Annotated in this window: 4 protein-coding genes; all 4 read right to left on the bottom strand. The window is 64.0% G+C overall.

Annotation, left to right across the window (positions count from 1 at the left end; genetic code table 11):
- Positions 1-147: 147 nt before the first annotated feature.
- Positions 148-1,014, bottom strand: coding sequence for a nucleotidyl transferase AbiEii/AbiGii toxin family protein (locus MJD61_10145; GenBank protein ID MCG8555630.1), 867 nt, complete (start codon positions 1,012-1,014; stop codon positions 148-150).
- Positions 1,011-1,850, bottom strand: coding sequence for a type IV toxin-antitoxin system AbiEi family antitoxin domain-containing protein (locus MJD61_10140; GenBank protein MCG8555629.1), 840 nt, complete (start codon positions 1,848-1,850; stop codon positions 1,011-1,013). The genes MJD61_10145 and MJD61_10140 overlap by 4 nt, the downstream gene beginning before the upstream one ends.
- A gap of 96 nt (positions 1,851-1,946) precedes the next feature.
- Positions 1,947-2,216 (bottom strand): helix-turn-helix domain-containing protein, encoded by a 270-nt coding sequence (locus MJD61_10135; GenBank protein ID MCG8555628.1) that lies wholly within the window; start codon positions 2,214-2,216, stop codon positions 1,947-1,949.
- A partial coding sequence (locus MJD61_10130; GenBank protein ID MCG8555627.1) for a hypothetical protein occupies positions 2,217-2,790 on the bottom strand: 574 nt, incomplete at its 5' end.

Below are 2,790 nucleotides of genomic sequence, written 5' to 3'. Positions count from 1 at the left end.
TTCCGATTGACGGACTCGCTGCTTCAGTCCATCGCGGCGTGTAGCACGCGAAATCTGATCTAGGTTGCGAGCTTGGGATCGTACTCCTGCTCGCGAAGCCAAATGGCCCAAAGAAGAAAACCTCAACGGTTTCTTCCGTGCCGGCGATCAGAAGCGAAGGAGCGCTGACAAACGTTCTTGCAGATCGGCGAGCGCGGTTTCGACGTTGGGCAGCTCGGGCACGAACGGCCCGAGGGTGCGCTCCCATGTAGCGCGAACCTCTTCGACGAGTCGCGCTTCGAACACTTGCTCGACTGACGTGAGATGGACGTCGCGCACGCCACACTTTTGCGGCAGCACAGCCGAGACGCGCTCCCAGCTCAAGCGGTCTTCGGGCGCGCGGACCAAGTGCCAGAGGTCGTAGTAGTCCCGTGCGCGCGGTCGGGTCCAGCCACGCGCTGTCAGTTTCGCCAGCGTCTGCTGGGTCGAGCGCAGCTTCTCGGCACCGATCTCTTCGAGGCTGTAGGCTCGCAGGTTCGCGTCGATGGTCTCTTCATAGCCGTGGTGAATAGACTGGCGATCAGAGGCAAGCAGCACCGGCTCGTCGTGGGTCACCTCGATCTTGACCGGAACCATCGGTTGGCGCTGCCAGGGAAACTGCGCGCGAACGATGAAGGCTTCCTGTCCGCCAGGATGTGGATCGCGCTCTTCGTACCGCTCGACCGTGAACGTGAGCGGCGCGATCTTGCGTACGGCAGCCTCGGCGCGTGCGATGGCCTTGCGGATCGCGCCTTCGAGATCATCGCTGCGTGGGCCGTCGATCGCTGAGAAGTCGAGGTCATCGGAAAACCTGTACGATCCGAAGTGAATCTTCTTGAGCGCGGTACCGCCCTTGAAGACGAACGTTTCGCCCAGGGCTTCGCTTTCACCGATGCCGAGGAGCACATAGCTCTGCGCATAGTCGCGCTCGATGACGATCTGGTTCACACGAGAGAGCTTGGCTGCATCCTGGAGACGGCGTCGCAGTGCTCTCATCGCGGTGCATCCGGTCTCAGGTTGTCCTGCAGCGCCCAGCGGCCATCACGTCGTCCTCGCTTGGGCTTGGTCGGATCGAGTAGACGGTAGCCCTTCACAGGACGGCGACGCAGCGGATCGATCTCCGAGGGATCCGCGCCGACGATCTCGAGCGCGTACCCGATGCGCTTGATCGCGGCGTCCTTGTCGTAGCGTTGTGCATGCGCGACGAGACGCGCGACGTCGAGCTCGCGAAGATGCTGCTCCACGATCGCAAGGCCCTCGGAGACACCACCAAACTTCCGCGGCAGTGCGAAGCAGTCGAGCAGTGCTCGCTCGCGATCGAAGATCTTCACCCGCGCTTCGCCCATCCAGGTCTCTTCATATCCGAAGAAGTGGGCGGGAACGACCGACACCAGCTCGAAGTCGTGCTCGGCTACGCGCCAGTTCGAGGGCGCCGTCTGCACCGCGCCACGCATGGCGGGCGTGGCGACGCGCTTGGGTGTGGTCAGACCGATGACGCGCGGGATCTGCTCGGTCAGTCCATGGTGGTTGAGCGCTGCCCAGCCGCTGATCGCGCACGGGTCGACGAGAGCCATACCGACAGCAAAGGGGTGAAGCTCCGGCGGGAGGCCCGGCATGCCACCGGTCATCGCGTAGGTTCCACGCTTGATGCGCTGTATCCACCCGCCTTCCCGCAGCCGGCGGAGCACGACATTGAGATAGCTTGGGGCGACCCCGGCCTCGCCAGCGACGGCGCGGGCATCCGAGACGGTGAAGACGGCCTGCCCTCGGTCGGCCAGCGACCGCAAGAGCGCCATGGCTTCGTAAGGCTCGGCGGTGGGGCGGTCTCCCATGCGATAAAATCTACTTCGATAGGATGCATAATGAAACCATAACGAAGTAAAATTTATCAACCCGGTCGAGCCGCCCTGCCGGTCCGTATGCAAAACCTAGCGATTTTCGGCGGATTTTGCGAACGGATCGGCATCTGCGCGAATGGACTCGAGGATCTGACCGACCCGGCGCTCCGAGAGGTGCACCTCGGCCGAGATGTCCCGGATCGGAATCCCCTCGGCGTGCAAGCGAAGGATGCGCTCGTTGCGCTTGCGGTAGTACGCGCCGTCGTCGGGGATCCACAAGTGGCCTGTGTGGTACCGCCGGACCTGCGCCAGAAGCTCGGGCGGCAGCACATCGGCGGCATTCGCGTAGTTGTCGGCCATCTACGAGCGGGCTCCCCGGCTTCCCCCGTCGGGATCGAACGCCATGCACTGGCTGATAATGACGAGCAGGTGCGGCTCGAGGGCGGCGGCCACCTTGCAGACGGGCGCGTGGCTGCAATGGCCGCACAGGTGCTGCTCGCGCTGGATGGCCTTCCGCTCGCCGAGGCTGATCGCCTCTCCCCGATTGCGGACGTCGTCCGTCCTCTCGGGCGACTGATGTCCGAGCTGCGACACAGAAGGCCACATGAGGGAGGCGGATGGTCGAAGGCTCCTCATGCCGCGTGCACCGGTGCGGGGGATGGCTCGTCGCGCAGCTCCCACTCGGCGCCGCACGTCGGGGTTGCCGCGCGTGAGCAGGTAGGCAAAGACCTGCGCCGCCCGGACTCGCATCGGCATCTTGGCGCGCTTGCCCTTCATCGTGTTGAGCTCGAGGAGCAACGCTCCGTTTTGAGCCTTGAGCGCGAGGTTCTCCCGGTAGAGGCGCATGATGTCGGGCGGCGTGCTGTTGCGCGGAAGCCGGCTCAGGCGATCCACGAAAGTGATGAGCAAGTGGTAGAAGAGAAACTCTTCGACC

The sequence above is a fragment of the Pseudomonadota bacterium genome (assembly GCA_022361155.1).
In the GTDB taxonomy this organism is placed as follows: domain Bacteria; phylum Myxococcota_A; class Polyangia; order Polyangiales; family JAKSBK01; genus JAKSBK01.
This window is presented reverse-complemented; position numbering and strand designations above follow the sequence as displayed.